1 protein-coding gene is annotated in these 1,749 nt (G+C 68.2%); it reads left to right on the plus strand.

What is annotated here, in order from left to right; translation table 11 throughout:
* On the plus strand, positions 1-1,471 hold a 1,471-nt coding region (locus APY03_RS18525; RefSeq protein ID WP_068678859.1), incomplete at its 5' end, for a DNA topoisomerase.
* Between the last annotated feature and the right edge of the window lie 278 nt (positions 1,472-1,749).

Below are 1,749 nucleotides of genomic sequence, written 5' to 3' on the forward strand. Positions count from 1 at the left end.
CGGCTACGACGGCGTGCTGTCGGTCGGGCGTGTACAGACCCCGACGCTCAAACTCGTGGTAGACCGCGACCGAGAGATCGCGGCCTTCGAGTCCGTGCCCTACTGGGCCATCGACGTGTCCCTGTCCGCAGGCGGTCAGACGTTCACCGCGCAGTGGGTGGCACCCGATGCCAGCACCGACGACGCCGGCCGCTGCCTGCAGCAGCCCGTCGCACAGCATGCCGCGCAGCAGATCCGCGCCGCGGGCAGTGCCCAGGTGGTGTCGGTCGAGACCGAGCGCGTGCGCGAAGGCCCGCCGCTGCTGTTCGACCTGGGCACCCTGCAGGAGGTGTGCTCCAAGCAGCTTGGGCTGGACGTGCAGGAGACGCTGGAGATCGCTCAGGCCCTGTACGAGACGCATAAGGCCACGACGTACCCGCGCTCGGATTCCGGCTACCTGCCCGAAAGCATGTTCGCCGAGGTGCCTACGGTCCTCGACAGCCTGCTCAAGACCGATCCCTCGCTGCGCCCGATCACGGAGCAGCTCGACCGCTCCGTGCGTTCGCGCGCCTGGAACGACGGCAAGGTGACGGCGCACCACGGCATCATCCCGACGCTCGAACCCGCGAATCTCTCCGCCATGAGCGAGAAGGAACGGGCGGTGTACCGGCTGATCCGGGCACATTACCTGGCCCAGTTCCTCCCGCACCACGAGTTCGACCGCACCGTGGCGGATCTCTCCTGCGGCCAGCAGAAGCTGGTGGCCACGGGCAAGCAGGTCGTCGCCAAGGGATGGCGCCTGGTGCCGGCCGAACCGCAAGCGGACGAGGACGGCGATGGTGCCGCGCGCAGCCAAGTGCTGCCTGCGCTGCGTGACGGGATGGCATGCCAGATCGCCGGGGCCGACATCAAGGCCCTCAAGACGATGCCGCCTAAGCCCTATACCCAGGGCGAACTGATCAAGGCGATGAAGGGCGTTGCGCGTTTCGTGACCGACCCGCGCCTGAAGCAGAAGCTCAAGGACACGACGGGCATCGGCACCGAGGCGACGCGGGCCAACATCATCAGCGGGCTGATCGCCCGCGGCTATATCGTGAAGAAGGGTCGCTCCATCCGCGCATCGGATGCAGCGTTCACGCTGATCGACGCCGTGCCCGCGGCGATTGCCGACCCCGGCACCACCGCCGTCTGGGAACAGGCGCTGGACATGATCGAGGGCGGACAACTCACCCTGGATGTGTTCATCGGCAAGCAGGCCGCCTGGATTTCGCAGTTGATCGCGCAGCACAGCAGCACCTCGCTGTCCATCAAGGTTCCTCAAGGACCGGCTTGTCCGCAGTGTGGCGCGCCCACGCGCCAACGCACCGGCAAGAGCGGGCCGTTCTGGTCGTGCAGTCGCTATCCCGACTGCAAAGGCACGCTGCCGGTCGAAACCGGCACGTCCAAGCGTGGTGCCTCGCGCCCACGCAAGAGCGGCCGCAAAGGCTCCTGACCGACCCCCGTTCCCCGTGAGCCGTGCCCGCCATCGGCGGCGTGGCCCGTGTTCCGCATGCCCTGCGGGACGCCCAGCGCGCAACGCCTTCTTGTCCGTGTGCGCGTCCCGTTCAGCCGCCCCCGGCCGCGGGACCTGAAGGTAGCTTCTCCGCGAACCGCACCCCGCGCGTTCTCCCCGTCCGCATCTCTTCCGCACGCTGCGAAGGGTCCCCCGATGGCTTGCCTGTGCGAGCCACCCGGAGACCCTTCGTGGTCAGCGGTATTCGGTGCCGGTGC

The organism is Variovorax sp. WDL1 (genome assembly GCF_001541225.1).
Taxonomy (GTDB): domain Bacteria; phylum Pseudomonadota; class Gammaproteobacteria; order Burkholderiales; family Burkholderiaceae_C; genus Variovorax.